This is a genomic window from Rhizobium giardinii bv. giardinii H152 (assembly GCF_000379605.1).
In the GTDB taxonomy this organism is placed as follows: domain Bacteria; phylum Pseudomonadota; class Alphaproteobacteria; order Rhizobiales; family Rhizobiaceae; genus Pararhizobium; species Pararhizobium giardinii.
Map to the genome: position 1 here is coordinate 1 of NZ_KB902716.1, position 2,546 is coordinate 2,546.

General features: G+C 54.6%; 3 protein-coding genes. 1 reads left to right on the forward strand and 2 read right to left on the reverse strand.

Translation table 11 applies throughout. From position 1 onward, the window contains the following. Positions 1-540: aminotransferase class III-fold pyridoxal phosphate-dependent enzyme (locus tag A3AY_RS0128400; RefSeq protein ID WP_026203935.1), on the reverse strand; the 540-nt coding region annotated here is incomplete at its 3' end. Between the two features lie 224 nt (positions 541-764). Between A3AY_RS0128400 and A3AY_RS0128405 the strand changes: the two genes are divergently transcribed. Further along, positions 765-1,649 (forward strand): MurR/RpiR family transcriptional regulator, encoded by an 885-nt coding sequence (locus tag A3AY_RS0128405; protein ID WP_018329065.1) that lies wholly within the window; start codon positions 765-767, stop codon positions 1,647-1,649. Positions 1,650-1,858: 209 nt separating this feature from the next. On the opposite strand, the gene A3AY_RS36395 is transcribed toward A3AY_RS0128405, so the two are convergent. Further along, positions 1,859-2,546: ABC transporter permease (locus A3AY_RS36395; protein ID WP_040669341.1), on the reverse strand; the 688-nt coding region annotated here is incomplete at its 5' end.

The following is a 2,546-nucleotide window of genomic DNA, read 5'->3' on the forward strand; positions in this document are numbered from 1 at the left end:
ATAGGCCTCGGTGGTTTCATCTGGCCACATATCCCGGTAGGCATAGCATGGGGAAACGTGGTGGGTTTCCGGCAAGATGGGCTTGAACTGAGAGCGACGCCATTCGTTCCCACCCGTGGCCAGCGCGCCGATCGTATTTCCATGATAACTTTGCCGGCGCGCAATGATATGACGCCGCTGAGGCTGACCTATTTCGACGAAATACTGTCGGGCCATCTTCAGCGCAGCCTCGACAGCTTCGGATCCGCCAGAGACGAAGTAGACATAGTCGAGGCCACTTGGCGTCAGGGCGATAAGCTGCTCAGCGAGTTCCTCAGCCACATCGGTGGTAAAGAATGACGTGTGAGCGTAGGCAATGCGCCCCATTTGCACCTTCATGGCATCGATAACTTCGGGGTGATTATGTCCAAGGCAGCTGACAGCTGCTCCCCCGGAACCGTCGATGTATGTGCGCCCTTCGCTGTCGGTAATGTGGACGCCCTCCCCGGCGACGGCGCTGGGCAAAGTTGTACCAATGATTCGATGGAGGATTTTTGTCATAGCAAACTCGGGCTGATCACAGCCGGCGTACCGGCGCTTCTGGATGTCCATTGATTGCCAGTTTTCACGAAGCAATGCAACAACTGTTTTAAGAATGACTTTTATGATGCATTTGTTTTGATCCGACATGTAGAGGAGCCGACGCCAGCTCTCCATATCCTATTTGACTTCCAAACCCGTTGGAGACATGGTCCGCTTGGTTCATCATATTCATTGTGAGGCAAATGTTGCAAAAGGGTCCCCTCCACTCGCACATCATCGAACGGTTCGACGACATGTCCGAGCAGTTGCAACAAGCAGCTCGCCATATCCTCGAGCATCCACAAGAGGTCGCGCTCGTCTCGATGCGCGAGCTGGCGCGCAATGCGGGTGTGCAGCCCTCGACCATGACGCGCCTTGCGAAATTTCTTGGCTTTCCGGGTTATGAAGACTTCCGTGTTCAACATGCTGACGTCATCCGCGTTAATGCAGACGGTTTTGCAGCGCGCGCGATGCAAAGAGACGAAGCTGGAGCGAACGATGAGGGCCTTGCGCACCGGATGCTCCAGAGCATTTCAGGGCAAATTGCCCGACTATGTGAGCCGGAAACGCTTTCAAGACTGAACGATCTGGCAGTGCGTTTGGCCACAGCCCGAAGAGTTTATGTTCTTGGCCTGCGTTCCTGCCATTCGGTCGCCTGGCACTTTCATTACGTGATGACGCTGTTAGGCGAAAAGACCGTCCATTTGGACGGTCCTGCCGGGACGGGCGGCGACGCGCTTATTCGCGCCACCGCTGATGATGTTCTCCTTGCTGTTTCAATAAACCCATACTCGCGCTATACGCTCGAAGTCGCGGAAGCCGCCGTTGAGAAAGGTATGAGCGTGCTCGCGATCACGGACAGCGAGGTTTCGCCATTGGTTACGATTGCCGAGCATGCAGTCCTTTTTCCAACCGAGAGCCACACCTTCTTCCACACACTGACACCGGCCTTGGCAATTTCGGAGGTGCTGTGCGGGCTTCTTGCAAGCCACGATCGAAAGGGAGCGCTAAAGGAGCTCAAGCGGGTCGACAGCTATCTCTCTTCGATGAATACCTACTCCGCATCTATACCGCGTCGAAAAATCTGAATGGGCTGATTGACCACCAACTTGGGGACGTCGCTCCATATCGTTGTCTGAGTTTCGGAGTTGCTCACCTCGATACCCAGCTAGACTCCAGGCCGACTTCGGCACGATCGACAATGAGCGTTTGCCTAGTAGCGTCATGATCATAGACCGGCGGGCGATGGAGAATGCCAGCCCTGGATTTTGAACCAGGACTGGACAGCAAATGAACCTTAAGCCGGGTTCGCGGCAGCGTTTTGCAGGGAGCTCCGTCCTCGCCATAGGGTGAAATATAGAGCCATCAGCCAAACAATAGGCAGCAAGGTGAGCAAGGAGCCCACTGCGGCAATCGTTGGATCGACCTGTTGCTTCAAATTTTCGAGCATCTTCAGGGGCAACGTCGGGATCGCATAGCCGCTGACAAACGATGTAATGATGACCTCATCGAATGAAGCTAGAAAGGCAAACAGCGATCCGCCGATAATACCAGAGCGGATTAGAGGAAATGTCACACACATAAAGGTTCGCGTCGGCCCGGCACGCATGCTCATTGCAGCCTGTTCAAGTCTTCTGTCGAACCCCGAAAGAGTCGCGAGGACAATCACTACGACGTAACCAATCGCACCGATGATATGGCCCAAGATGATGCCAGTGCTGGTTCCGACCAAACCGATTCTTGCCAATCCGAGATAGACAGCGACGCCCACCACAATGATCGGAAATGTGATCGGTGTGAGGATAACCATCGTCATGCTTGAACGGAAAGCGGGTGAGCAGCGGCTCAGGCCCAAAGCTGCCATTGTACCGGCTATCGCTGATGCGACGCTCACGATAAGCCCGAATTTGAAGCTGTTCCACAGAGCGCCAGTCCACGTCGGGTCCTGGAAGAAGGAGTAATACCAGCGCAGAGACCATGTTGTC

Excerpts from the sequence above, each read along its gene's own strand:
- A3AY_RS0128405 (WP_018329065.1), top strand. The coding sequence starts at position 765 with ATGTTGCAAAAGGGTCCCCTCCACTCGCACATCATCGAACGGTTCGAC.